This is a genomic window from Clostridium sp. JN-1 (assembly GCF_003718715.1).
Taxonomy (GTDB): domain Bacteria; phylum Bacillota; class Clostridia; order Clostridiales; family Clostridiaceae; genus Clostridium_AV.
In genome coordinates this window covers 534,207-559,535 of the sequence record NZ_CP033465.1, presented here as the reverse complement: position 1 = coordinate 559,535, position 25,329 = coordinate 534,207, and the positions used below count along the sequence as shown (strand labels likewise).

The 25,329-nt window shown below is 29.8% G+C and carries 24 protein-coding genes, 1 other RNA gene and 2 riboswitches; of the genes, 7 read left to right on the top strand and 18 right to left on the bottom strand.

All coding sequences use genetic code 11. The annotated features are described in order from the left end of the window. The first annotated feature begins 123 nt into the window (after positions 1-123). Together EBB51_RS02720 and EBB51_RS02715 are read left to right on the top strand one after the other, a co-directional pair. The gene (locus EBB51_RS02720) at positions 124-891 is read left to right on the top strand and encodes a threonine/serine exporter family protein (protein WP_123053042.1); all 768 of its coding nucleotides are present in this window, start codon (positions 124-126) and stop codon (positions 889-891) included. A gap of 7 nt (positions 892-898) precedes the next feature. Beyond that, the gene (locus EBB51_RS02715; protein ID WP_123054960.1) at positions 899-1,354 is read left to right on the top strand and encodes a threonine/serine exporter family protein; all 456 of its coding nucleotides are present in this window, start codon (positions 899-901) and stop codon (positions 1,352-1,354) included. Positions 1,355-1,359: 5 nt separating this feature from the next. On the opposite strand, the gene EBB51_RS02710 is transcribed toward EBB51_RS02715, so the two are convergent. Beyond that, positions 1,360-1,632, bottom strand: coding sequence for a metal-sensitive transcriptional regulator (locus EBB51_RS02710; RefSeq protein ID WP_190285310.1), 273 nt, complete (start codon positions 1,630-1,632; stop codon positions 1,360-1,362). A 93-nt stretch (positions 1,633-1,725) separates the two neighbouring features. Then, the gene (locus EBB51_RS02705) at positions 1,726-2,562 is read right to left on the bottom strand and encodes a Cof-type HAD-IIB family hydrolase (protein ID WP_123053040.1); all 837 of its coding nucleotides are present in this window, start codon (positions 2,560-2,562) and stop codon (positions 1,726-1,728) included. A gap of 71 nt (positions 2,563-2,633) precedes the next feature. Between EBB51_RS02705 and EBB51_RS02700 the strand changes: the two genes are divergently transcribed. Beyond that, positions 2,634-3,122 carry a DUF4883 family protein gene (locus EBB51_RS02700; RefSeq protein ID WP_123053039.1) on the top strand — a complete coding sequence of 163 codons (489 nt, stop codon included), beginning with the start codon at positions 2,634-2,636 and terminating at the stop codon, positions 3,120-3,122. A 283-nt stretch (positions 3,123-3,405) separates the two neighbouring features. Then, on the top strand, positions 3,406-4,299 hold the full coding sequence (locus tag EBB51_RS02695; RefSeq protein ID WP_123053038.1) for an MBL fold metallo-hydrolase: 894 nt from the start codon (positions 3,406-3,408) through the stop codon (positions 4,297-4,299). A gap of 105 nt (positions 4,300-4,404) precedes the next feature. Here EBB51_RS02695 and EBB51_RS02690 read toward each other — a convergent pair whose 3' ends face one another. The 10 genes from EBB51_RS02690 to purE all read right to left on the bottom strand — a co-directional run bounded on the left by EBB51_RS02690 (position 4,405) and on the right by purE (position 15,616). Further along, positions 4,405-5,802: an amino acid permease gene (locus tag EBB51_RS02690; RefSeq protein WP_123053037.1), complete on the bottom strand. Its 1,398-nt coding sequence runs from the start codon at positions 5,800-5,802 to the stop codon at positions 4,405-4,407. Between the two features lie 414 nt (positions 5,803-6,216). Then, entirely contained in the window at positions 6,217-7,272 is a 1,056-nt protein-coding gene (locus EBB51_RS02685; protein WP_123053036.1) for a hypothetical protein, read from the bottom strand. Between the two features lie 13 nt (positions 7,273-7,285). Then, the gene (locus tag EBB51_RS02680; protein WP_123053035.1) at positions 7,286-8,299 is read right to left on the bottom strand and encodes a phosphodiester glycosidase family protein; all 1,014 of its coding nucleotides are present in this window, start codon (positions 8,297-8,299) and stop codon (positions 7,286-7,288) included. Between the two features lie 217 nt (positions 8,300-8,516). Then, positions 8,517-9,764 (bottom strand): phosphoribosylamine--glycine ligase, encoded by a 1,248-nt coding sequence (gene purD / locus EBB51_RS02675; protein ID WP_123053034.1) that lies wholly within the window; start codon positions 9,762-9,764, stop codon positions 8,517-8,519. Between the two features lie 17 nt (positions 9,765-9,781). Continuing rightward, positions 9,782-11,281, bottom strand: a complete 1,500-nt coding sequence (gene purH, locus EBB51_RS02670; RefSeq protein WP_123053033.1) for a bifunctional phosphoribosylaminoimidazolecarboxamide formyltransferase/IMP cyclohydrolase — start codon at positions 11,279-11,281, stop codon at positions 9,782-9,784. Positions 11,282-11,298: 17 nt separating this feature from the next. Further along, positions 11,299-11,910 (bottom strand): phosphoribosylglycinamide formyltransferase, encoded by a 612-nt coding sequence (purN, locus tag EBB51_RS02665; protein ID WP_123053032.1) that lies wholly within the window; start codon positions 11,908-11,910, stop codon positions 11,299-11,301. Continuing rightward, positions 11,898-12,893 carry a phosphoribosylformylglycinamidine cyclo-ligase gene (gene purM, locus EBB51_RS02660; protein WP_123053031.1) on the bottom strand — a complete coding sequence of 332 codons (996 nt, stop codon included), beginning with the start codon at positions 12,891-12,893 and terminating at the stop codon, positions 11,898-11,900. The genes purN and purM overlap by 13 nt, the downstream gene beginning before the upstream one ends. Positions 12,894-12,935: 42 nt before the next feature. Further along, entirely contained in the window at positions 12,936-14,381 is a 1,446-nt protein-coding gene (gene purF, locus EBB51_RS02655; RefSeq protein ID WP_123053030.1) for an amidophosphoribosyltransferase, read from the bottom strand. A 49-nt stretch (positions 14,382-14,430) separates the two neighbouring features. Beyond that, complete coding sequence (gene purC / locus EBB51_RS02650; protein WP_123053029.1) at positions 14,431-15,138, bottom strand: phosphoribosylaminoimidazolesuccinocarboxamide synthase; 708 nt, start codon at positions 15,136-15,138, stop codon at positions 14,431-14,433. A 1-nt stretch (position 15,139) separates the two neighbouring features. Then, positions 15,140-15,616 carry a 5-(carboxyamino)imidazole ribonucleotide mutase gene (gene purE, locus EBB51_RS02645; RefSeq protein ID WP_123053028.1) on the bottom strand — a complete coding sequence of 159 codons (477 nt, stop codon included), beginning with the start codon at positions 15,614-15,616 and terminating at the stop codon, positions 15,140-15,142. Between the two features lie 126 nt (positions 15,617-15,742). After that, positions 15,743-15,843, bottom strand: a riboswitch (purine riboswitch). A 241-nt stretch (positions 15,844-16,084) separates the two neighbouring features. Here purE and EBB51_RS02640 point away from each other — a divergent pair. Both EBB51_RS02640 and EBB51_RS02635 read left to right on the top strand, forming a co-directional pair. Next, the gene (locus EBB51_RS02640) at positions 16,085-16,678 is read left to right on the top strand and encodes a GDSL-type esterase/lipase family protein (protein ID WP_123053027.1); all 594 of its coding nucleotides are present in this window, start codon (positions 16,085-16,087) and stop codon (positions 16,676-16,678) included. Between the two features lie 207 nt (positions 16,679-16,885). After that, positions 16,886-17,077, top strand: a complete 192-nt coding sequence (locus tag EBB51_RS02635) for a hypothetical protein (RefSeq protein WP_123053026.1) — start codon at positions 16,886-16,888, stop codon at positions 17,075-17,077. A 65-nt stretch (positions 17,078-17,142) separates the two neighbouring features. Here EBB51_RS02635 and EBB51_RS02630 read toward each other — a convergent pair whose 3' ends face one another. The 5 genes from EBB51_RS02630 to EBB51_RS02610 all read right to left on the bottom strand — a co-directional run bounded on the left by EBB51_RS02630 (position 17,143) and on the right by EBB51_RS02610 (position 23,021). Continuing rightward, positions 17,143-17,388 carry a hypothetical protein gene (locus EBB51_RS02630; protein ID WP_123053025.1) on the bottom strand — a complete coding sequence of 82 codons (246 nt, stop codon included), beginning with the start codon at positions 17,386-17,388 and terminating at the stop codon, positions 17,143-17,145. Positions 17,389-17,460: 72 nt separating this feature from the next. After that, positions 17,461-18,051, bottom strand: coding sequence for a YdcF family protein (locus tag EBB51_RS02625; protein WP_123053024.1), 591 nt, complete (start codon positions 18,049-18,051; stop codon positions 17,461-17,463). Positions 18,052-18,239: 188 nt separating this feature from the next. Then, positions 18,240-19,673, bottom strand: coding sequence for an NCS2 family permease (locus tag EBB51_RS02620; protein ID WP_123053023.1), 1,434 nt, complete (start codon positions 19,671-19,673; stop codon positions 18,240-18,242). A gap of 87 nt (positions 19,674-19,760) precedes the next feature. Further along, positions 19,761-19,861: riboswitch (purine riboswitch) on the bottom strand. A 60-nt stretch (positions 19,862-19,921) separates the two neighbouring features. Next, a complete protein-coding gene (locus tag EBB51_RS02615; RefSeq protein ID WP_123053022.1) occupies positions 19,922-21,583 on the bottom strand; it encodes a TaqI-like C-terminal specificity domain-containing protein in 1,662 nt (553 codons plus the stop codon). A gap of 40 nt (positions 21,584-21,623) precedes the next feature. After that, a complete protein-coding gene (locus EBB51_RS02610; RefSeq protein WP_123053021.1) occupies positions 21,624-23,021 on the bottom strand; it encodes an MATE family efflux transporter in 1,398 nt (465 codons plus the stop codon). Positions 23,022-23,486: 465 nt separating this feature from the next. On the opposite strand from EBB51_RS02610, the gene EBB51_RS02605 reads away from it, so the two are divergent. Then, positions 23,487-24,683: a trypsin-like peptidase domain-containing protein gene (locus EBB51_RS02605; RefSeq protein WP_123053020.1), complete on the top strand. Its 1,197-nt coding sequence runs from the start codon at positions 23,487-23,489 to the stop codon at positions 24,681-24,683. Positions 24,684-24,935: 252 nt separating this feature from the next. On the opposite strand, the gene rnpB is transcribed toward EBB51_RS02605, so the two are convergent. After that, positions 24,936-25,306, bottom strand: an RNA gene (gene rnpB, locus EBB51_RS02600) — RNase P RNA component class A. Between the last annotated feature and the right edge of the window lie 23 nt (positions 25,307-25,329).

Genomic DNA, 25,329 nt, shown 5'->3' with positions numbered 1-25,329 from the left:
ATTTCAATTCAGAATATGAATTGGGATTAAATTTATTTTTAAAATTCCAATTGTAAACTTACAATTTTATGTTATAATAACGTTATTAATTATTTCTTTATTTTTATTGAGGAGAATAAAAATATGGATATTACAAGAATAATAAATGATGCTGCATTTGCAGGTAAAATAATTCTTGAAAATGGAGCTGAAATTTATAGAGTTGAAGATACCATAATTAGAATTTGTAATGCCTATGATATAAAAAAAGTAGATACTTTTGTAACAATAAATATTATAATTGTATGTGCTTCTAGTGAATACGATAGAACAGTTACAATAGTAAAAAGAGTAAAGGGCCGAACTACAAATTTAGAAAAAATTTCTCAAGTAAATGACGTATCAAGACACATAAAAGATAAGGGTCATACTTTAGAATATGTTGAAGACAAGTTAAACAAGATAAATGATATTAAACCATATAGTGATAAAATAGCAGTGTTTTTTTCCGGAACTGCTGCTGCATTTTTTACCTTAGTATTTGGCGGTAACTTGAAAGATTTTTTTGTTTCATTTGTAATAGGATGTTTAATAAGATTAACTTACTTAATTTTAAATCTCGTACAAACAAACGAGTTTTTAATAAATACTTTATGCGGTGCGTTAACTGCTATCGCGGCATTACTTAGTGTACACTTTAATATTGGTTCACATGTAGATAATATAATTATAGGTTCTATTATGCTTCTAGTCCCCGGTATTGCAATAACTAATGCAATTCGTGATACAATTGCAGGAGATCTTATATCAGGTAATTCGAGAGCTATTGAGGCAATTTTAATAGCTTCAGCCATTGCTTTAGGTACAGGTGTAGTGCTCAAATTGTGGTTTATGTTATTAGGAGGTATATGAAATGTCAATGCTTGTAAATTCATTTTATACTTTGATTGCAACCTTGAGTTTTGCCATTTTATCAAACATAAGGGGTAAAAACTTATTATTTGCCTCTATAGGAGGAGCTCTCTCATGGTTTTTTTACCTCCTTACACATTCGTACCTTCATATTTCAAATATGTTTTCTTTTTTTATTGCTTCTGTAGTTGGTGCAATTTATTCCGAAATCATGGCACGTGTTGTAAAAACACCAGTAACCACATTTATAATATGTGCCATTATACCTTTAGTACCTGGCGGTGGTATGTACAATGCCATGTTTGAAATGGTTCAAGGAAATGTAAATCAATCCTTAATTTTAGGACTTAAAACTTTATCTATTGCCGGGATAATAGCCGTAGGAGTATTTTTCATATCTTCAGTATCAAAAACTATTTTTTTATTTAGGCAAAAATTTATTTCAAGGGTTGTAAAAAAATAAAGTTCTTACTTTAAAAACATTGTTAAAGTTGATATAAGCTCCTGTATTTTATCATCATTTGACTCAAAATCAGTGTGTTTAAAACAATTTTTAGCATAACCTTCAAGTATTAATCCGCCAACCTTATTTACAGCTGCTCTAACAGCTGTTATTTGAATTAAAACATCCTTACAGCATGTATCATTTTCAATCATCTTCTCTATTCCCTTTATTTGGCCTTCTATTTTTCTAAGCCTAGTTTGAATATTCTTTTTACTATCTTCCATTTTATATATCACTCCTGATTTATAGTATACACTTATACCTATTGCCTATTGCCTATTGCCTATTGCCTATTGCCTATTGCCTATTGCCTATTTAATTCTACCATATCAGTCGCCATTTAACATAAACTTTTCTATAACTTCTCCTATTCCTCCATCATTATTATCTTTTTCAGTTATGTAGTTAGCATATTTTCTAGCACATTCTCTTCCATTTTTCATACACACTCCAAGTCCGGCAGTTTTAATCATACTCACATCATTTTCATCATTTCCAACAGCTATACACTGTTCTAATGGTATATTATAATGGCTTGATAAAATACTTAGTGCATTTCCCTTTGATGTGTGTTTAGATAATATTTCTAAATTATTTGCTTCTGACTTAGTAATTTCTATCTCATCTATTTTATCTAACTGCATTCTCATATCTTCTAAAAATTTAATGTCTTCATCTACAATTACTAATTTATTTATATCATAATCTCCATCTTCTATATATTCCCTTGCATCTTTTAAGATACGGATTTCAATTCTATACTTTCTATCAACATTTTTACTGAATTTGTAAAAACTTTCTGTACTATATCTAAATTGTTCACTGCACATTATATCTCCATGATAAATGTGAAAATATACATCTCTATCCTGTTTTCTTATTAAATCTATTACTTGGAGTAAAGATTTCTTAGATATTACACTTGAAGATATTACATTCTTGTTATCATCTAAAACTACAGCTCCATTACAGCAAATCATTGGCTGACTTTTAGATACAGTTTCCTCATAGAGTCTTAAAGTAGCTGGTATTCTTCCAGATGCTATTACAAACTTAATTCCAAGTTTAACAGCCTTATCTATCATCTTTATATTATAATCTGATATATGTTTTTTATCATTTAAAAGAGTGCCGTCCATATCGACAGCTATCATTTTATATTTCATAGTCTCCTCCTTAAGTTTATGGTAATAAATAGTAACCTTCAAACATATTTTAGTATACAGAGGTGATGTATGTGAAAAAATTACTATATTTTTTGTTTACTGCATTAATTATATCTATTTTACTTACAGGATGCAATCATGATTTAGATAATACAATATATATGCACAAAAAACCAAATAATTTTTACTACACAAACATATTATCTCAAAGTATAGATTCCGAGCCTTCATACAAGTGCAGTATATTGAATGTAAACTTCTATAAGAGGAAGGATTTAGATAATAAAAACACTGCTGTAATAACTTCTATGATTAAATCCTTAAATAAAAATAATTTTGTATCAAAGCCTGAAAATTTAAATTCAAAACCTCCATATAAAATATTTTTTACTTTCAACAATAAAAAGATGGTAATGAATGTATATGATCAACAGTATGTATCAGTATACCCATGGGACGGAAATTACTCAATGGATTATATAGATATGAAAGGCTTACCAATAGCATTAAATATATATAATTTATGTGATTACATATTTAATAGTGACTCTACAAATTAACTTAGTAGAACCAGAGGACGGAGGACAGAGGACAGAGGACAATGAAGGAGGATTCTTCTCCGCTATACTATGAAAAATCTTTAATTAAATTTTTGACAACTTGTTTCGCTAAAGCGAAACATTGTTGATTTATATAAATTTAAAGATTATTTTGCGTTAGCAAAAAATCAACCTTCTCTGTCCTTTGTCCTCTGTCCTATGTCCTCTGTTTTTATATAGTATATAATTGTAATTTTTGATATAATACATGTAAGTTTAACAATATTGAGAGGAAATGATTACAATGTCGCTAAAAAAAATTAAAGGAAATACTTATTATATAAGTGCTTCAACTAATTCTGGAATTTACACTTTTAAAAATAAAAACTGTTTAATTATAGATACTGGAATAAATAATACAGATGCAAAAAAAATAGAAGATGCAGTTTTAGAAAATAACCTGCATCCAAAATATATAATAAATACTCATAATCACCTTGATCACTGCGGTGGGGATGTCTATTTTCAAAAAAATTATCCAGGATGCTTAGTATATACTTCATTAAAAGAAAAAATATTTATGGAAAATCCAGAATTACAAGCTTCTATACTATCATCTTCTACACCTATTAAGGGTATTGATAAATCAAATAAACCAATTAATGTTGACTTTGTATTAGAATATGGAACAAATAAAATAGGTGATGAAAAGTTTGAAATAATACCCTTAAGTGGACATTCAATAGAACAAATAGGAATTATAACACCAGAAAAAATTTGTTTTTTAGGTGATTCAATATTTAGTCGTGAAATTTTAGATAAATATTCTTTTCCATATCTCTATGATATAGAAAACAGTATAAATACATTAAATAACATAAAGAAAATAGATGCAGACTATTTTGTTATAAGTCATGCAAACACGGTATTGGATAAACAAGGAATCTTAAGTTTAGCAGATAAAAATTTAGACAACATACAAAATTATATTGAACAAATATCTGAATTGCTCGATCAGCCACTTACTCGTGAAGACATATTACAAAATATAGTAATTTTAAATGATTTATCTTTTAACTTTTACCAATATCATTTAAACTTTGGAGGTATATCTGCATTTTTGCAGTATATGTATTCAAAAGGTATGCTGGATTATTCTATTGAAGATGGTAAGCTATATTATTTTAAAAAACATTAATAATGCTTATATTTTGAAGAAAAAAATTTTAACTTAATACAAAATAAAGGGAAAACAATTTTATTTGTACACGAAACCGTTTTCCCTCTAAATTAAATCAGATCTTTACTTATTCATCAAGCTGCGACTTCTACCATATGCAAAGTAAATTACAAATCCAATTAAAAGCCAAACTAGGAATACTTCTTTAGTAAAAGTAGGCAGCTGAGTAATTAAATATCCACAAAATATAATTGACAATAACGGAGTTATTGGGGAACCCGGACACTTAAATGGTCTTTCTTGATTTGGCTCTCTCTTTCTAAGAACTATAACTGAAAGTGAAACTATACAAAATGCCACAAGTGTACCTATGTTCGTCATTTCTGCAAGCCTTGATATTTGTACAAAACCTGAAAGTATTATTGTCGTAAAACTAATTAATATAGTACTTTTTATAGGTGTTCTAAACTTAGGATGTACTTCTGAAAATAATCCTGGAAGTAATCCATCTCTTGATAGTGCAAATAATATACGTGTTCCACCAAATGACATGACAACCAATACTGATGTAAGACCGCAAATAGCACCTACAGCTACTACGGCAGATCCCCAGTTCATTCCCACCTTTTCAAGTGCATATGCAACTGGAGCTGCATTATTATGATATTCGTAGTATGGAAGCATTCCTGTTAATATACCTGAAACTAAAATATAAAGTATAGTACATATAATTAATGAAGCAACTATACCAATTGGTAAGTCTCTTTGAGGATTTTTTACTTCCTCTGCTGCCGTTGAAACTGCATCAAATCCTATATATGAGAAAAATATGATTGCTGCCCCTTTAAATACTCCACTTACACCATAAGGGAAAAATGGATTCCAATTTGAAACTTTAACATGACCTACTCCAACAACTATGAATAAAATTACAACTGATAACTTTATAATAACAAGAACATCATTTAGTTTAGCACTTTGACCAACCCCTCTAATGAGCACAAGCATTATAATAAATAAAATTATAACACATGGTAAGTTGATTATTCCTCCATTTTGCCCCGGTGGATTACAGAATGCACTAGGTATTGTTACTCCAAATCCTTTAAAGAATTCCACTACATAGCCTGACCATCCAACAGCAACTGCTGAAACCGCAACAGTATATTCAAGTATAAGATCCCATCCTATAATCCAAGCCCATATTTCACCAAGTCCTACATAGCCAAAAGTATAAGCACTTCCTGCTACAGGTATCATTGCAGAAAGTTCTGCGTAGCACAATGCAGCAAAAGTACAAGCAATGGCAGAAAATATAAACGACAATACAAGTGCTGGTCCGGCATAGTCAGCTGCAGCGACACCTGTCAAAACAAAAATACCTGTACCTATAATTGCACCAATACCGAGCATTGTTAATTCAAAAGCTCCAAGTGTCTTCTTTAGTTCTTTTCCACCTTTAGTTTCTGCAAGCGTTTCTGCAATAGACTTTCTCCTAAAAACAGAATTTCTACCAGCCATTCACTTAAACACTCCCTCCTAATAAAGAATAATTTATATTGAATCTTGCGACTATTTTAATTATAGCATATCTTTCTAATTATTATCTATAATTTTGAACATTGTGAATATTATGTATTTAGATGTATTTTAAAATTTTGTGAATAAATTCCATCACTTGTATACTTTTTAACAATTTCATCCTTTCCACAATCCCACTATGCAAGCCAATATCGTGTTATTCTGTGAATAAATTTGTTTACATATAATGGAAACAAAATTTATTTTAATCTATATTTAGAATATTCTATACATTATAACTATTATTATTAATGACATTTAATACATTTATTTATTCATATAATTGATGCTCCCTTGTAAACACTACAAGAGAGCACCCTGAATTTATATAATATCAAATTTTATAATTAATTTTTAGCTTTCTGTTAACTTTCCCATAACCTTTTTTCCATCCCTGTATATAATTCCCTCATTATATATTTTTATTAAATCTCCAGTATATGTTATTTGTTTTCCACTTCCAAGTTCAGTAATAGTATTTTGTGAAGGATTGTTTATGTATACTTTTCCTGAAGTTGTTATATATATATCACTCTTATCAACGGGCTGACTTAATGCATATGTATTCCACTGCTGTCTTGTCTTTTTTAAGTTAGCAACAAATATCTTACTTACTTTATTATCATTTCCATTACCTATATAAATGTTATCTTCAGCATCAACATTTAATAGATAATGCACAGCATTTTCACCTGTTGCTATAGGATTTTTAAGCCCTAACACTCTTATCCTATTACTACTCGAATCTTCATAAATTAACCTATCTTCCTTATTTTCAGCAGCAATATTTCCAAGATCACACATAGGATACTTTATTTCCTCTGACTGAGCCATAACATTTATACGATATATTTTACTTTTAGACCTTTCCTTATCTACTCTTACATAAGTAACATTTGTCAAAGAAGATAATGCAATTTGTGTTACATTGTATCCAGGATCATCTAAAGGTATTCTTAATTCCTTCCTATTTTCATCACTTAATGCACTTTTTTCATCCTGTTTAGGATTATATGATTCAAATTTTAAATAGGCGGAACCATCATCATATGTTAGCTTTTCTGCTATAAAAAGCATATCTCTATCTGCAAGCCACTTATATGCAGATAATTCAGCACCACTATCAAGGTTAATTTCTTTTTTCTTATTATTTGAAGTATCTACAACTTTGAGTCCATTATCATCACAATAAGAAATATAATTTCCTGTGTATGAAACTCCAATATCGGCAGCACTATCTGGTACTTTTACATTTATCTTATTAGACTGCTTTTTTGTACTTACATCAACTCTTTTAGTGTTAAATGTACTTTCATCGCTTAGATAAAATTTATCAACAAGTACCAAACCGGTAAGTTCCAAAATCACAGGAATCAAAGTCCAAACTAGTAATCTTTTTAATCCCCTCATATCACATTCTCCTCTATGGTTTTACATATATAGCTGTTGCAACTGTTCTTTCTCCATTCCAATCGCATGGATTATTTATAACTTCTCCATTAAAATATAGAGTAGATGAAGATCCTCCATCTAGGTTACTTGCATTTACAACTCCTTGTTGAATTAGTATATTTTGAACTTCTCTAAGTGAAGCTCCAGGTTTTAAGCCTTTTCTTCCATCTATAACAAGCATTATAACAGTTCCATCTTGTTTCTGACCTATTGCAGTTCTAGGATTTAAACCTTCGTCCTGCACAGCAACAGGTTTACCATTTATAACTAAACTATTTCTAAAAGATACAGCTTCAACAACGCCTTGATTTAATAAATCTCCTAAAGTGTGATCTCCTACTATTAATTTGCCATCCTTAGTAAAAGCGGTTACATTAACTGCTTCATTTTGCTTTACATCACTATAAATAACTTTCCCATTTGATATAACTATTCCCTCTGGATAAGCTCCTGTACCAGTCCAAAGCTTACCATTAGCAGATTTATCAGTAAAACCTCCTCCATTTATAGCTGCAACAGCTCCATTATCTTGAGCTATCTGACTTGTTCTTTCACCAACTTCTCCTATTCTCTTAGAATATCCTATTTTAATTCTAGTTGGATCCTTTATTTCTAATATATAACCGGTAAACTTACTATCAGATATATCATATCTTTCAATTTCCTTATCTCTTGTATGACTTACACTTACAGTACCTAAATTTTGTGCCTCGCTGCTTGAAACACCTGCTGCTTTTCCACTATTTAATATCTCATCTATCTTATCTTTTGGCAAAAATGTGGTTGCTATATATTGATGTGAAAAAGTAGCCATAGCAGTTCCAACTATAGTTCTCTTTACATTTTCAAAAGGCCCATAAAATACTAATAGTGGAGTTATTATAATAAACACTAAAAGTTCATAAGCTATAAATTTCATTACAATCCTAAATGAGCTTTTCTTTTTTCTTTTTCGTTTACCATTTACCTTGCTCCCTTTTTTCATATAAAGTCAACCTTTCTAAATAATTATATAAAATCTTTACTTGTTTATTATAAACTATTTTTGTGTATAAAGTGTAAATAATGATAACTTTTTTATGGTCTATCTTTAATCATTTACTTATTTTCAAAAAATAAGCATAATAAAAAGTTAAAGTTAGCAAAAATTTAACCTTTTATCATGCTTTCACATAAATTGTTATATTAATTGAGGTTTTTATCTAATTACATCTACCTATATCTTTTCTATAGTACATACCTTTAAAATTAACTAATTTTAAATTCTCATAAGCTTTGTCAATTGCTTCTCCCAACGTTTTTCCAAAAGCTTGTGTGCATAAAACTCTTCCACCACTTGTCTTTAGTTTTCCACTGTCATACTTAACTCCTGCAGCAAACACTCTGCTTGGATTTTTAAATCCTTCAATTTCAAAACCAACTTCGTAACTTAAAGGATATCCTTTGGAAGCACCAACTACACAGCATGAAGCTCCCTTATACCATTCTAAATTAAATGAACTCAACTTTTTATCAACAGCAGAATTTATGAGTTCAACAAGATCACTTTTCATAAGCGGAAGAACAGCTTGAGTCTCTGGATCTCCAAACCTAACATTGTATTCAAGAAGATATGGTCCTTTTTTAGTAATTATAATTCCAAAGAATATTATACCTGTATAATCAAACTTTTCTGTCTTTATTCCTTTTAAAGTTGGATTCATTATATCTTTCTCAAATGCTTTTAAAACTTCTTCGCTGCAATATGGATTAGGTGATACAGCACCCATTCCTCCTGTATTAGGGCCTTTCCCGCCATCATATATTTGTTTATGATCTTTAGCAGACATAAATGGTATTATGATGTTTCCATCCGTTATAGAAAGTATAGATGCTTCTGGTCCCTCTAAAAATTCTTCTATAACTACCTTCTTACCGGATCCTTTGAATATATCATTTATCATAAAATCATCTATAGTGGATTTTGCTTGTGTATAGTCCTCACATATAACTACACCTTTTCCAGCAGCCAATCCATCTGCCTTTATTACTATTGGATATTCACATTTTTTCAAATACTCTAAAGCCTTATCTCTATCTTCAAAAACTTCATAACTTGCCGTCTTAACACCATACTTTTCCATAAAAGTTTTTGAATATGCCTTACTGCCCTCAAGTTTTGCTGCTTCTTTAGAAGGTCCAAAAATTCTTAAGCCTCTTTTTTTAAATTCATCAACTATACCATCCGTAAGATATACTTCAGGACCAACTACAGTAAGTTCTATATTATTTTTTTCGACAAACTCAGCTAATTCTTGTTTGTCTTCTATATTTACATTTTCACATTTATCTTCTAATGCCGTGCCGCCATTTCCAGGTGCACAGTAAATTTTTTCTACATTAGTATTTTGAGCTATTTTCCATACAATTGCATGTTCACGTCCGCCTGATCCAACTACTAATACTTTCATTTTATAGCCCCCTATTATTAATGTTTAAAGTGTCTCATACCTGTAAATACCATTGATATACCATTTTTGTTGCACTCTTCAATAGAATCTTTATCTCTTATAGATCCACCTGGTTGAATTATAGATTTTATTCCATGATTAGCACATTCTTTTACTACATCATCAAATGGGAAAAATGCATCGGATGCAAGTATTACTCCATCACCTGCTCTGTCAAGAGCTTGACATGCAGGCCATATTCTATTAACTTGACCCCCGCCTATTCCCTTTGCCATTCCATCTTTAACTACTACAATTGCATTGGATTTAACATACTTACATATTTTCATACCAAATATTAAATCCTTAATTTCTTCTTCTGCAGGAGATTTTTCTGTTACAACTTTAATTTCGTCTGCCAACTTGTCATCAGAAGATTGAATAAGTATGCCTCCATCTACTTTAACCAATTCCATTTTTAATGATGGTTTTACATCACATTTTATAACTCTTAAATTTTTCTTTGTTTTAAGTATCTCTAAAGCATCTTCATCAAAATCAGGAGCTATAACTATTTCTAAGAATATTTTTACTATTTCTTCTGCTGTTTCTTTATCCAATTTTTTATTTACAGCTATTATTCCACCAAAGATAGAAGTCTTATCACATTCAAAAGTTTTTACATAAGCTTCATGTAAGCTTTTAGCTACAGCAGCTCCACAAGGTGAATTGTGTTTTACTCCACAGCATGCAATTTCATCAAATTCATTTACAACTTTCCATGCTACATCCATATCTTTTATATTGTTGTATGATAATTGCTTACCATTTAATTGTTCAAAATCCTTCATAGAACCCTTTTCTACAGTATTTGTGTAATATGCTGCACTTTGATGTGGATTTTCACCATATCTCAATTTCATTGATTTTTTATAAGAAAGTGTTAAGTACTCAGGATATTCTTCATCAAGTAAGAAATTACTTATAGCAGCATCATAAGCTGACATAAGATTGAAAACTTTTCCTGCAAGTTTCTTTCTTGTTTCAAAATCAACTTCTCCATTTTCCTCTATCTTACTCATTATGTTCGAATAATCATTTACATCAGTTAAAACTATGACATCTTTAAAATTTTTAGCTGCAGCCCTTATCATAGTAGGTCCGCCTATATCTATAAATTCTATTTTTTCATCGAATGTCAAATCTTCTTTTACTTTTTCAAAAAAAGGATACAAATTTACAACTACCATATCAATTGGTTTTATATTCTTCTTTTTTATTGTTTCCATATGCTCCTTATTATTTCTTACTGCAAGTATTCCGCCGTGAATAACAGGATGAAGTGTTTTTACTCTTCCATCCAATATCTCATCAAATCCTGTAACTTCTGAAACCTCAGTTACAGGTATACCATTTTCTTTAAGGTATCTATATGTACCACCAGTTGATATTATTTCAACATCTTTTTTCACTAAAAATTTAGCTAAATCCAATATACCATTTTTATTAAAAACACTAATTAAAGCACGCTTTAACATATCATTACCCCCATTTTTTATAGTATAATTACTTTTCTACCTACAACCTTAATTCTTCCTTCAGAAATCAACTTCACTGCTTCTGGAAGCGCCTTATGTTCTTCCTCAAGTATTCTTTTTTGAAGGTCTTCTGCACTATAATCTGAAAGAACTGGCACAGTTTTTTGAAGTATAATAGGTCCGCTGTCTGTTCCACTATCTACAAAATGTACAGTACATCCTGATACTTTTACTCCATAGTCAATTGCAGCTTGATGTACTTTTATACCATACATTCCATTTCCACAGAAAGACGGAATTAAGGATGGATGTATATTTATTATCTTATTTTTAAATGCTTCTATTAGATTACCCTTTAAAATAGAGAGCCATCCAGCACAAACTATTAAATCAACTTTTCCATAAATTATATCTAGTATCTTATCTGATAACTTATCTTTATATACTTTTCTCGCAGCAACACAAGTATTTATATTATTCTGTTTGGCTCTCTCAAGTGCATAAATTCCATCTCTATCACTTATTACAAGTTCAATACTGCAGTTTGATAAATATCCACTCTTTACACCATCTATAATAGATTGTAAATCAGTTCCGCCGCCGGATACTAATACTGCTATTTTAAACATACTTTCTTGTCTCCCTTTTCAACATATCCAATTTTGTATGCAGTCTCCCCCATACTAAATAGCTCCTCTATAATTTGATCTGCTGATTCTTTTTGAGCACACAGCACAAATCCTATTCCCATGTTGTAAGTGTTAAACATATGCTCTTCTTCAACGCCAAGGCTTATAATGTGTTTGAATATTTGTGGAACTTCGAAACTATTTTTATCTATTACAGCTGTGAAATCATCTTTAAACATTCTTGGTATATTTTCATAAAATCCGCCGCCTGTTATGTGTGCCATTCCATTTATTTTAAACCTTTCAAGCAGTTTAAGAACAGGCTTTACATATATTTTAGTTGGTGTAAGTAAAACTTCACCTATCTTTTTGCCGTTAAATTCTTCATCATAATCCTTTATAATTTTTCTTATAAGTGAATATCCATTGCTGTGAGGTCCGCTTGAAGCTATGCCAATTAAAACATTACCTTCTTTTATATTGCTTCCATCAATTATCTTTTCTTTTTCTATTACTCCTACTGAAAAACCTGCTATATCATATTCTCCGTCTGGATAAAATCCAGGCATTTCAGCTGTTTCACCGCCTATAAGTGCACATCCAGCTTGAATACATCCATTTGAAACTCCTTTAACAAGATCTGCTGCTACTTCTGCATCCAATTTTCCACAAGCTAAATAATCTAAAAAGAATATAGGTTTTGCCCCATTACACAAAATATCATTTACACACATGGCAACACAATCAATACCAACTGTATCATACTTTTTAGTTTTAAAAGCTATATCTAATTTTGTTCCAACACCATCTGTACCTGAAACCAATACTGGATTCTTAAAATTTCCAAGTTCAAACATTCCTGCAAAACTTCCTAAGTTATTCATAACTCCAGGTATAAATGTTTTTGATGCATGGTTCTTTATAATGTCTACAGATTTATATCCTTCTTCTATATTAACTCCAGAATCTTTATATGTTATCACAAAGCCACCGCCTTTTATTTTAAATTCTAAGATGCAAATTGATTATTTCAAATGATTCTTTGGTACCTCCATCGGTGCAGATACTGGATATACTCCATTAAAACATCCAATACAAAATCCCTTATCGGCATTCAATGTTTCCAAAAGTCCCTCTATACTTATATAACCTAAACTGTCCGCTCCTATTTGTTCATTTATCTCTTCAACTGAAGCATTTGCACCTATAAGTCCGCTTCTATAAGGTGTATCTATTCCAAAGTAACATGGATATTTTACAATTGGAGATGATATTCTAAAATGTACTTCTTTTGCGCCAGCATTTCTCAAAATTTCAACTAATTTTCTGCTAGTAGTTCCTCTTACTATAGAATCATCTACGATTACAACTCTTTTACCTTCAATATTTACTTTTAAAGGATTAAGTTTTATAGAAACAGCCCTTTCTCTCATTTCTTGTGTTGGAGATATAAACGTTCTTCCAACATATTTGTTTTTTATAAGTCCGATACCATATGGAATACCTGATGCTTCTGCATAACCAACTGCAGCAGGTATTCCTGAATCCGGCACTCCTATAACTATATCTGCATCTACAGGACATTCTTCAAACAACTTCTTACCAGCTCTAATTCTAGATTCATATACATTTATTCCATCTATTGTACTATCTGGTCTTGCAAAATATATATATTCAAATGAACAAGTTTCACACTTGGTTTTTTCAGCAAAGTTTATAGATTTTATTCCATCTTTACTTATGATTACAACTTCACCCGGTTCAACATCACGTATAAATTCTGCACCAACTGAATCAAGTGCACAACTTTCTGATGAAAGTATATAATTGTTATTAATTTTTCCGATGCATAAAGGTCTTATACCATTAGGATCTCTAACTCCTATAAGTTTGTCTTGAGTAAGAAGTACAATTGCATAAGATCCCTTGACCGCCTGTATAGCATCTACTACTGCCCTTTCTATGCCTTTTTTAGCTCCTCTTGCTATAAGATTTAATATTACTTCAGAATCAATAGATGTTTGAAAAACACATCCGCCTTCTTCTAACAGCTCTCTTACTACATCAGCATTTACTAAATTCCCGTTATGAGCAATTGCAATAGAGCCTAACTTATATTTTACTAGTAATGGCTGTGCATTATTTATACTGCTGGCTCCTGTTGTAGAATACCTTACATGACCAATTGCTGACTTTCCCTTTAAACTTCTTATAATTTGTTCATTGAAAACATCAGATACAAGTCCCATATTTTTATAAACATTTAGTTCATTACCATCCGATGTAACTATACCGGCACTTTCCTGTCCTCTATGTTGAAGTGCATATAATCCATAGTAAACCGTTGATGCTGCATCAATATCTTCTTCTGTAGAAAAAATTCCAAATACACCACATTCATCTTTAAATTTATCTTCTTCAAATTCTTCCACACCCAAAGGTAAATTAACATTTTTATCGAAATTGCACATTAGAACTTCTCCTCTTTTCTGTATCCACCATCATATTTATAATAAAATTTTATTTTCCGCTTATTCTGTTTAAGATCTCTACATATGCCTCTTTTACATTACCAAGATCTCTTCTAAATCTATCTTTATCCAATTTTTCATTAGTTTTTGCATCCCACAACCTGCAAGTATCAGGTGAAATTTCATCTGCTAAAATTATTTTTCCATCAAACTTTCCAAATTCAAGTTTGAAGTCTATTAACTTTATTCCCTGTTTTAAGAAAAATTCCTTCAATATATCATTAATTTTTCCTGTCATTTCATAAATAGTTTTTAGCTCATCAAATGTAGCTATTCCCATTGCTACTGCATGATAATCATTTAAAAGTGGATCTCCTAATTCATCATTTTTATAACTTATTTCAAAAACAGTAGTTTTAAGCTCTGTACCTTCTGCTATACCATATCTTTTAGCCATACTTCCTGCTGCAACATTTCTAACTATAACTTCAAGTGGAACTATTTCAACCTTTTTACAAAGTTGTTCTCTATCACTTAACTTCTTTTCAAAATGTGTTTCAACTCCATTTTTCTCTAAAAGTTCAAATAACATAGATGTTATAGAATTATTCAAAACGCCTTTATCTGATATTTGTCCCTTTTTCCCTCCGTTAAATGCAGTTGCATCATCTTTATAATATATTATTACTTTGTCCTTGTCATCTGCAGCATAAACTTTCTTAGCTTTTCCTTCATATAATAATTCTCTTTTTTCCATTTTATAATTCCACCCCTTCTTGATTGTCTCTTATAAATTTTTCTTTCATATTTTTTCTAAATTCTATAAGCTTTTCTTTAATCTCAGGATATTTTAAAGATAGCATCTCGGTGGCAAGCATACCAGCATTATAACTATTATCAATACCTACTGCTGCAACTGGAATTGACTTAGGCATTTGTACCATTGACAGCAGTGCATCCATTCCACCTAAGGCAGCATTTATAGGAACCCCTATAACCGGCAAAGTTGTATGAGATGCAACAACTCCAGGAAGGTGAGCTGCTAAACCTGCTCCTGCTATTATACAATCACATTCCATATTTATTTTACTTATAACTTCAATAAGCTTTTCTGGAACTCTGTGTGCGGAAAGTATGTATGCATCATACTTTATATCGAATTCTTTTAGTGCATTAGCTGCGCCTCTCATCTTTTCAGTATCTGACTTACTTCCAAAAATAATGGCTACTTTCATTTATTATTCCTCCTTGTATAATGTAATGAAAAATTCTGTAAATAACAAAAATTCCACTATGGTATGGAGAATCCGATTAGTGAAATTTATACATTCTATAAAAGATACAGCAAAATAATTCTGTATTTTTAATCAATTCAGATCCATAGTAAGTAATTTACGGTTAACCTGTAGAAACTCCCAAACCATATTATTAGGATTATATGGATGACTTATTCAGTTATCTTATATACATATGTTAGCATAGTGCTGTGAAAATATCAATATGTTTTAATGATTAAATTAAAAAATATTCGTATATATAAATATTAAATACTTGTTTTATATTATATTGTTCGTACTGTACAAAACATTATTTTTTTAAGTTATAATATACCTTTATTTTTCGATTTATAATATAATTGTTATATAAACCAAATATATAGTAACCTTTAAACATTTATTTTATGGAAAGAGAGATGATTATTTGTGAAACTTGTATGTATAGGTGATAGTCTCACATTTGGATATGGTGTATCTAAAAGAAATTCCTGGGTTCAATTACTCAAGTCAGAATTGGATATAGATTTAATAAATAAAGGAGTAAATGGTGATACAACTGCAGGAATGCTTTCTAGATCTTATGAAGATATAATAGGAAATTCGCCGGACTATGTCATCATAATGGGAGGATCTAATGATTTCATGTGTAATAGAAGTTTAAGCTCAGTAACATCAAATTTAAGCGAATTGGTAAAGGAATCCTCGCAGCACAATATAATTCCTATAATTGGGATAGAACCTCTCTTAAACCCTTCAATTGCAAAAGAAAGATGGAGCAGCAGCATAAATTATGAAAACATAAATTCAATTCAATCCTCCTGCAGAAATTGGATCATAAATTTTTGTAATAAAAACAGCATTAATTATATAGACTTTCAAAAATGCTTTGAGTTAAGTTTAAAAAATAAATTTCCTGAAGAATTATATATAGATGGAATACACCCAACTCCACTTGGACATAAATTAATAGCTAAATGTGCTAAAGATGTCCTTGAATCCATGAATATATGTAATTTATAGGTATAATTTTCTACACCACTAATTGTATATCACTAATCTATAAGTAAACAGCACATTAAAATTAAATAAGATATACTATTGTTTTATTTAAGAAGAAATGTTATACTTAAATAGCAGATATAAGTTATATGATTTAATTTTCTTACATAATATATTACTATAATTTATATTATAGGATAAATAATTTATTTTTTAGGGGGATATATCATGATTAATAACTATAACCTTGAAATTTCAGAAGACGTAAAAAGACAAATGGATAGTTTAATATCCAAATCCAATGTATCTACAAATGATTTCATAAAACTATTGGCTAAATCATATCATGTTGACTTAACAAAAAAGGAAACCCCATTGGATTTAGCTTATGGTGATTACTGGAACAGTTTTATAGATTAATTCCAACTTTATATAAATTTATACCTCATAACGTAAAAGTTATGAGGTAATCTTTTATCTGCATTTTACAAAATTTTTCTCAATTCGTTTACTTTAAATTCTTTAATCATTTTATTGTTAAACTCATCTTTTACCAATAAATCAATGGATTCATTTTTAAACTTTAGAATTCGGCCCTTAATTTTAGTTCCAATCACATTAACAGGTGCCTTTAAATTTAATTCTTTTATATTATTGCTTTTACAATAATCACATGATTCACTGTCATTTATCACTCTCCTGCAGTCATTACAGTAATAAACTTTACCCATAGTCAATACCTCCTAAATACTTTTCATCATTATAGTGTATATATTCTATGTTTTTTGAATTTTCCCTCTAATTTAAAATAGTTTCAAACGCATTTTTATAATATAATATTTAAACAAAGCTGGTATTTCTCTAATATAACCTAAAGCTTCATCATATTTATGTGATGCAACAAAAACACCTGAACAACTTGCTTCTATACCTTCATGTTTTGCCATAAGAGATGCTCTATTCAAATGATATTTATTTGAAACTATTACTGCAGTTTTCAAATCATTCTTTTTCATTATAGCTTTAGAATTTATAAGATTAGCTATAGTAGATGCTGATTTATCATCTATCAATATCTTAGAAGAATCCATTCCTTTAGACACTAAATATCTTTTCATAGCTTCAGCTTCGGATATATTTTCTCCACTTCCTCTTCCTCCAGATACTATAATATACTTTCCATAACCATCTTTATAAAGCTCAAATCCTTTTTCTACTCTTGATTTCAAAAAACTACTTGGAGTGCTTCCGTAAACTCTACATCCTAAGATAATTATACAATCTGACCTTTTTGGTACAGCATTATTACCAAAGCAAATTATATCCAAACCAGTTAATATTATAGCCGCAGTAAAAATTAATATGAGTAATATAACTATTTTTCTAACTTTCATTTTAAAATCACCTTCATTAAAATAGGATGATATAATATTAGTTTATTCATTATATGAACTCAATACAAAATAATCACGATTAATAAATAATTTACAATCTAAAATTAAATAAAGGTCTTTAAAAATCCAGTAAACAGATTTTTAAAGACCTTTATTCTAGGTTTATTAATTAATTAAAAGTTAAATTATTACGGCATTAATACAAATCTCAAAATAAATAATGCTGCAAGTATATATATTATCGGATGAACTTCTTTATATTTTCCTGTAACTATCTTTACTATAGGATAAAAGATTATTCCAGCTGCTATACCATTGGCAATACTATAACTAAATGGCATTAACGCTATGGTAAGAAATGCTGGCAGTGCTTCAGTAAAATCATCAAAATCTATATTTTTTACAGCGCCCATCATAAGAACTCCAACTATTACAAGTGCTGGTGCTGTAGCTTCTGAAGGAACTATTCCAACTAATCCGCTGAAGAACATAGCTAAAATAAACATAACCCCTGTAGTAAATGAAGTTAATCCAGTTCTTCCACCTTGTGATACACCTGCAGTTGACTCAACATATGTTACAACAGTACTAGTTCCAAGAAACGAACCTACAGTAGTTGCAACTGCATCTGATAACAAAGCCTTGTGCATATTTTTAACCTTACCATCTTCATCCAGCATATTAGCTTTTTGAGCTGTACCAACTAATGTTCCTATTGTATCAAATAAATCAACTAAGCTAAAAGTTATAATTACCATTATTATGCTAGTAAAAGCTCCAAGTATACCAGCCTTACCAATTCCAAGTAATCCCTTAAAATCAAATGAAAAGAATGTAGGAGCAAGTGAAGGCGGTGCACTTATCAATTTTATACCTTGCAAATGTGTAATTCCAAAAGGAATACCTATTATAGTAGTAAGTAATATTCCAATCAATATAGATCCTTTAACCTGTCTTGACATTAATATTGCTGTAATTGTTATTCCAATTACAGTAACAAGAGTATGTGGATTTGTAAAACTTCCAAAACCAACCAAAGTTGCTGGATTTGCTACTATTATTCCACCACTTTTTAAACCTATAAGGGCTATAAAGAGACCTATACCACCTGATATTGCAAATTTTAAATTTTGTGGAATAGAATCTACTATCTTTTCTCTTATTGAAGTTACTGTAATTATAATAAATAAAATTCCTGATACTAATACTGCTGCTAATGCTTGATGCCATGTATATCCTAACGTTAAGCAAACAGTATATGTGAAAAATGCATTAAGTCCCATTCCAGGTGCTTGTGCAAATGGAAGATTAGCATAAAGTGCCATTACAAAAGTACCTACTGCTGCTGCTATACACGTTGCAGTAAATATTGAAGCTACAACTGGATCATTTATAGCTGATATACCTGCTTTCACAGCTGCATCTCCCATTAAACCTTTTGCATTCATTCCAGCTTGCATTAAAATATTAGGATTAACAAAAATTATATAAGCCATAGTTATAAAAGTTGTTATTCCTGCCAGCACTTCTGTCTTGACATCAGTACCATTTTCTGATAAATGAAAAAATGAGTCCAAAAAAGTTTTGTTATGTTTGTCTGGTTTAGTTTTTTCTAAGTACATTATTTGAATCCTCCCCAAAATATAAAAAAAGTTCCTATATTCAGGATTACGAGTAAATCCGGAATTAGAAACTAATCTGTTTATATAATATCCAACGGATCGACCCATAGTCAGAGATTTACGGTACTCTGGTAGAAACTCTTGAACCATATTATCAAGATTATACGGACTTAAATTATTAAACTATCTTATAGTGTATATATTAACATTGATACTATATAAAATCAATACATTTTTTTATTTTTTTCTTATAATGTTCGTATTTTTCTTTTAGATCTGCTGCCAAATTCAAATGATGAATTAATTATATCTATATATACTTCATCTATACCATATATTTTAAATATAATATTATCTAAATCATTTTGTAATTTTGTTTTTGATTGATCACTGCAAATTAACATATCAACAATTTTTCCAACTAAGCTTTGATATCTCTCACTGCAGTATCTTATTGGTATAGAATCTAAATGATATTTCTTTATCTGTGGAACAGACTTTTCATTTGTAATTAAAAAGTTCAAATAATACCATTGAATTAATTTGGAATTCAAAATACCTAAAATATATTTATATGAAAACTTCTCATTTAAATTTATTACACCATATAATGATTGTTCAATAATAATTCCATCCGTATCTAGTGCCGCAATTATACTATTCCCTGTTTTTCTAACAATTATTTTATTTTTGCATTTTAATTTTTTAATATCTTTGGTTCCACCTTTTATAGTATCTTTATTGAACTCATAATAATTTGTACCAAGTATTTTAAAACTCGATATATTTTGTCCCTTAAGTATTTTTACTTGTGTGTTACTTGTCTTTTCCTTTGTTATCTTTGTTTTTTGACCTATAAATCCAGTAAATGTAAGACTAATGTCTCCTAATGAAATGCTATTATCCTCCATAGAGGCTTTTATAATATTATTTAAATTATTAGCTTCATATGAAAATTCGCAGTTTTTATTATTTAAATACACACTTTGGTACACATAATACTTTCTCTTATTATATATATCTAAACATACTCTATTATTATTGTCATGACTTTTACTTAAAATCATAATCATTATATCAGTAATTATATTTGGAAACTTCATTTCAAAAGCTAAATTCGTTATATTATATTCAGTTAATATTTCTCTTCTAAAAAACATATACTGTAAGTTTCTTGCAAATGTATTAGGAATTACAAAAGCCATCTTACCGCTGTCTTTTAAAACTTGTAAAGACCGTTTTATAAAATATTCATATAAATTAGGTAAATATAAATTTCCATTATACTCCTTAATGTAATACTCCATCAAAGATTTATCTATATTTCTGCCATATTTTCTTTTCATTGAAACCCACGGTGGATTTCCAACTACAAAATCATACGAACTATTCCAAAAATTATGCAGCTTTTTATTACCATTCATGTTTTCCCACTTGATTAAACTGTTACAACAAACTATATTATCATTTATATTCAAATTACGCTTAGCCGCTTTTATGAGATTCAGTTTAGTTAGTTCAACTGCATTATTATCTATATCAGAACCATATATACAATTTTTTAATATATGATAAGGCATATTTTCTTTTACCCAATACTCGCCGCCAGTTACTTTAATCCCGCCATCGATATATATGTAATTTAAATACTTATCTTTAATTTTTTCTATAGAACTTAGAAACTTTTTTAGCAATACAGCATATGCTTTAATCAAAAAATAACCACTTCCACAAGAAGGGTCTAATACCTTTAGAAAAGGATTTTTAACTACATTAACCTTTTCCAAAGTATTTACCATTATATAATCTATTATAAAATCTGGTGTATAAAAAGTACCATAATCTTTTCTTTTAGACTTATCCATTAAATTTTCATATTGTAAACCAAGTATACTATCTTTATCTAACATAAAATCACTTCTCAAGCATAATTTTTAAATATTAATCTAGTTATTTTGCACAGTCTAATGATATCTTAGTACTAGCTTGTTCTAAATTTTCACTTTCTTCTTTACAATTAAGTCTTTTAACTTCAATTAATAAAAATACAGCTGTTATTATTGATGCTATAAAATCCGATATAGGTGCTGCCATCCATACTCCATCCAGTTTAAATGTATGAGGTAATATAATAATCATTGGTATCAAAACTATTACCTGTCTTGAAAGTCCAAGGAACATTGCTGTCTTTGCTTTTCCTATAGCTTGGAAAAAGTTTGAGCTAACTATTTGAAATCCTACAATAGCAAACATAAGCATATATATCTTAAGTCCATGAACGGTTATATTAGTTAAATTGGCATCATTTTTATTGAACAATTGTACTAACGCTGTTGGAGCAATTTGAACTACTAAAGAACCTGCAGATGAAATTAAAGTTCCAACAATACATGCAATTATTAGTGTCTTTTTTACACGTTTATATTTATTTGCACCATAATTAAATCCTATTATAGGCTGTGCCCCTTGGTTAATACCAAATATAGGCATTAAAACTAAGGTTGATATACCACTTATTATTCCCATAGCTCCTATAGCCAAGTCTCCACCATAAACAGCTAAACTCTTATTTAATATTATATTAACAGCACTAGATGCAACCTGCATTGCAAAAGGAGCCATTCCTATTGCAATTATATTTGAAACAATATTTTTTTCTAATTTGAAATTTTCCTTTTTTAATTTTAACATACTATTATTACCTAAGAAATAAGTAACTACCCATATACAAGTAATGGTTTGAGATATGACAGTTGCAATAGCTGCTCCTCTTATCTTAAATCCCAAAACACAAATGAAGATATAGTCTAACAATATATTTATTGGTGCTCCTATTAATGCAGTCATCATTGCCTTTTTAGGATTTCCTTCTGCCCTAATAATATTGTTTAACCCAAATCCAAGATTTTGAATAACGGAAGCATATATTATTATACTTATAAACTGTCTTGCATATTCTATAGTATTTGCACTTGCTCCAAATGACTTAAGTATTGGATCTATAAAGATTGATAAAACAATGGTAACTAAAATTGAGATAACTATAAGCAGAATAAATGAGTTGCCTAATATCTTTTCAGCTTCATCTTTCCTATTTTGTCCTAATCTTATCGATATGCAAGCTGAACCTCCTACCCCAATAAGCATACCAAATCCCATGATTATAATACCTATAGGAAAAGTAAGGCTTACTCCAGATATAGCCATAGCTCCAACTACTCTACCTATAAATATTCTATCTATAATAATATATAAAGAATTTACTACCATTCCTATAACTGCTGGAATAGAAAAACGAAGTAGTAACTTGCCAATTGATTCTTTTCCTAAGTCTTCTGATCTCTCCATAAGCGATTACCTCCTGTATATTTTTTTCAAAATTTATAGGGCCTCAATATCTAAAGTTAATTTATATTCTAAATACCTTTTATATAAATTAATTTTGTTTGAAACCCATAAAAAAACTCTATTCATATGAATAGATTATTAAAGTTTTTAGATTCATTTAAATCTTATTATTTATCTTTAGTTTTTTAACCTTTAATACGAAATCACAATTACTTTCTTCAATAAAATAATTTGTTTATCATTTTAAGCGACTAAAATATAATTATATACCATTAATTATTTGTTGTCAAATTAAATAATCAATATAATATGTTAATATGCCTTTTAAAAATTGTTATATTGATTTAACAATTTTGTCATAAAACTGTCACAATATTAAATTAATATAATTATATAAAGTTTCTTAATTCAATTGTTAAATATGTTAGTATAAAATTAGTATAAATTTTAGGGGGTAAACCAATAATGGATGACTTTCATAATGTAAAAGATACAACAACAAACAATAAAAATTTTAAGAAAAAATTTAACAAGAAAAAGTTTAGCAAGATAATTTCCTATGTATTAGTTGGATTAATTTGCAGTATCTTAGGTGGAGGTATTTCTACCTTAGCTTGCTTATATATAATTCCTAAATCAAGTGCATTTACGAATACACCATTATATGAAAATATAATTAAAAATGCCAACACAAACTCTCCATCTCTTTCTGCATCTACAGTATCATCATCTAAAGGCGGGTTAACTGTTTCTGAAATAGCTAAGAAGGTAGGACCTGTAGTAGTAGGTGTATCGGTAAAATCAACAAGCAGCTATAGTAATGGATTTTTCGATAATGGCAGCGAAAGTAATGAAGAAGATGGTATGGGTTCAGGAATCATTATAAGTAATGACGGCTATATACTTACAAATTATCACGTAATAAGTAATGCAAACCGAGTAACTGTAATCTTAAATAATAAGACAGAAGTACCTGCAAAAGTTATAAATTACGATTCAGCTTTAGATGTAGCTGTAATCAAAGTAACTAAAGATGTAAAAATGCCGGCAGTTGCTGAATTGGGTTCATCTGATAACATGCAAGTTGGTGATTCAGTAGTAGCAATAGGTAATCCTCTTGGAAAGGAATTATTAGGTTCTGTAACTTCAGGTATTATAAGTTCAACTAATAGACAAATAAGTGTTGGAAATTCATCACAGACATTACTTCAAACAGATGCTGCTATAAATCCAGGAAACAGCGGCGGTGCTCTAGTAAATTCATTGGGTCAAGTAATAGGTATAAACTCTGCTAAAGTAAGTGGAAGTGGTGTTGAAGGATTAGGTTTTGCAATACCTATAGACATAGTAAAACCAAAAATCAATAGTTTATTGAAGCCAATTTTAAAAATAGGTTTTGCAGGTAGAGATATAACCCCTGAAGTAGCAAAAGAATATAATAAACCTGAAGGTGTATATGTAGTACAGTTAGAAGAGTTTAGTCCAGCTGAGAAATGTGGTCTTCAGCCTGGAGACATAATAACAAAATTTGATGGTAAATCAGTAAAATCAGTAAATGACATAAATAAAATAAAAGCTAGTCATAATTCAGGAGATACTGTTAAAATAGAGATTTCAAGGGACGGCAAGAATAAAACCCTATCATTAAAATTAAGTGAATAATGTAATAAAAAGTGAATTAAAGTACACCTTTAGTTCACTTTTTATTTATATTTTTCTTTATCATTATATATAATTAATGATATAATTTATTTATAGCAATTATTTAAATCTAAATATATTACAACTTATATAGTTTTATCCTCCATTTGGATGCCTAAGTAATGACCGTATTATAAATTACTGGGGTATCCTTTTTATTAGGCCTTAAATTAGAAAAGCATTAGGCGTTAACCTAATGCTTTTCACGGTATATATGCGACTAAATCTATAAGCCGAGTTCTGTTTAAACAATCATCTATCTAGACTTACTGTTGCCAGTAAATTCAAGCGATACTACCCAGAAGAAGGACGGGCCGCCCTCTCTTACTAACAAATGTTGTAAGACACTTCTCTATTTGATCTTGCTCCAGATGGGGTTTACATAGCCGCAAAGTCGCCATTGCGCTGGTGAGCTCTTACCTCGCCTTTCCACCCTTGCCAGTATATTATAAATACCTTTGGCGGTATATCTCTGTTGCACTTTCCTTCAAGTTACCTTGACTGGGTATTACCCAGCACCCTTGCCCTATGGAGCTCGGACTTTCCTCTCCCGTAAGAACGGCAGCGATTGTTCGACTTACTCGCATGTATTATAATATCATATCTT

Bases quoted from the DNA above. Each gene is read 5' to 3' on its own strand.
- purC (WP_123053029.1), bottom strand. From the start codon at position 15,138: ATGGAAAAAAGAGAATTATTATATGAAGGAAAAGCTAAGAAAGTTTAT.
- EBB51_RS02635 (WP_123053026.1), top strand. From the start codon at position 16,886: ATGATTAATAACTATAACCTTGAAATTTCAGAAGACGTAAAAAGACAA.
- EBB51_RS02625 (WP_123053024.1), bottom strand. From the start codon at position 18,051: ATGAAAGTTAGAAAAATAGTTATATTACTCATATTAATTTTTACTGCG.
- EBB51_RS02630 (WP_123053025.1), bottom strand. From the start codon at position 17,388: ATGGGTAAAGTTTATTACTGTAATGACTGCAGGAGAGTGATAAATGAC.
- EBB51_RS02680 (WP_123053035.1), bottom strand. From the start codon at position 8,299: ATGAAAAAAGGGAGCAAGGTAAATGGTAAACGAAAAAGAAAAAAGAAA.
- EBB51_RS02715 (WP_123054960.1), top strand. From the start codon at position 899: ATGCTTGTAAATTCATTTTATACTTTGATTGCAACCTTGAGTTTTGCC.
- purF (WP_123053030.1), bottom strand. From the start codon at position 14,381: ATGTGCAATTTCGATAAAAATGTTAATTTACCTTTGGGTGTGGAAGAA.
- EBB51_RS02690 (WP_123053037.1), bottom strand. From the start codon at position 5,802: ATGGCTGGTAGAAATTCTGTTTTTAGGAGAAAGTCTATTGCAGAAACG.
- EBB51_RS02620 (WP_123053023.1), bottom strand. From the start codon at position 19,673: ATGTACTTAGAAAAAACTAAACCAGACAAACATAACAAAACTTTTTTG.
- purE (WP_123053028.1), bottom strand. From the start codon at position 15,616: ATGAAAGTAGCCATTATTTTTGGAAGTAAGTCAGATACTGAAAAGATG.
- EBB51_RS02605 (WP_123053020.1), top strand. From the start codon at position 23,487: ATGGATGACTTTCATAATGTAAAAGATACAACAACAAACAATAAAAAT.
- EBB51_RS02695 (WP_123053038.1), top strand. From the start codon at position 3,406: ATGTCGCTAAAAAAAATTAAAGGAAATACTTATTATATAAGTGCTTCA.
- EBB51_RS02705 (WP_123053040.1), bottom strand. From the start codon at position 2,562: ATGAAATATAAAATGATAGCTGTCGATATGGACGGCACTCTTTTAAAT.
- EBB51_RS02720 (WP_123053042.1), top strand. From the start codon at position 124: ATGGATATTACAAGAATAATAAATGATGCTGCATTTGCAGGTAAAATA.
- purN (WP_123053032.1), bottom strand. From the start codon at position 11,910: ATGTTTAAAATAGCAGTATTAGTATCCGGCGGCGGAACTGATTTACAA.
- EBB51_RS02610 (WP_123053021.1), bottom strand. From the start codon at position 23,021: ATGGAGAGATCAGAAGACTTAGGAAAAGAATCAATTGGCAAGTTACTA.
- EBB51_RS02615 (WP_123053022.1), bottom strand. From the start codon at position 21,583: ATGTTAGATAAAGATAGTATACTTGGTTTACAATATGAAAATTTAATG.
- purH (WP_123053033.1), bottom strand. From the start codon at position 11,281: ATGTTAAAGCGTGCTTTAATTAGTGTTTTTAATAAAAATGGTATATTG.
- purD (WP_123053034.1), bottom strand. From the start codon at position 9,764: ATGAAAGTATTAGTAGTTGGATCAGGCGGACGTGAACATGCAATTGTA.
- EBB51_RS02685 (WP_123053036.1), bottom strand. From the start codon at position 7,272: ATGAGGGGATTAAAAAGATTACTAGTTTGGACTTTGATTCCTGTGATT.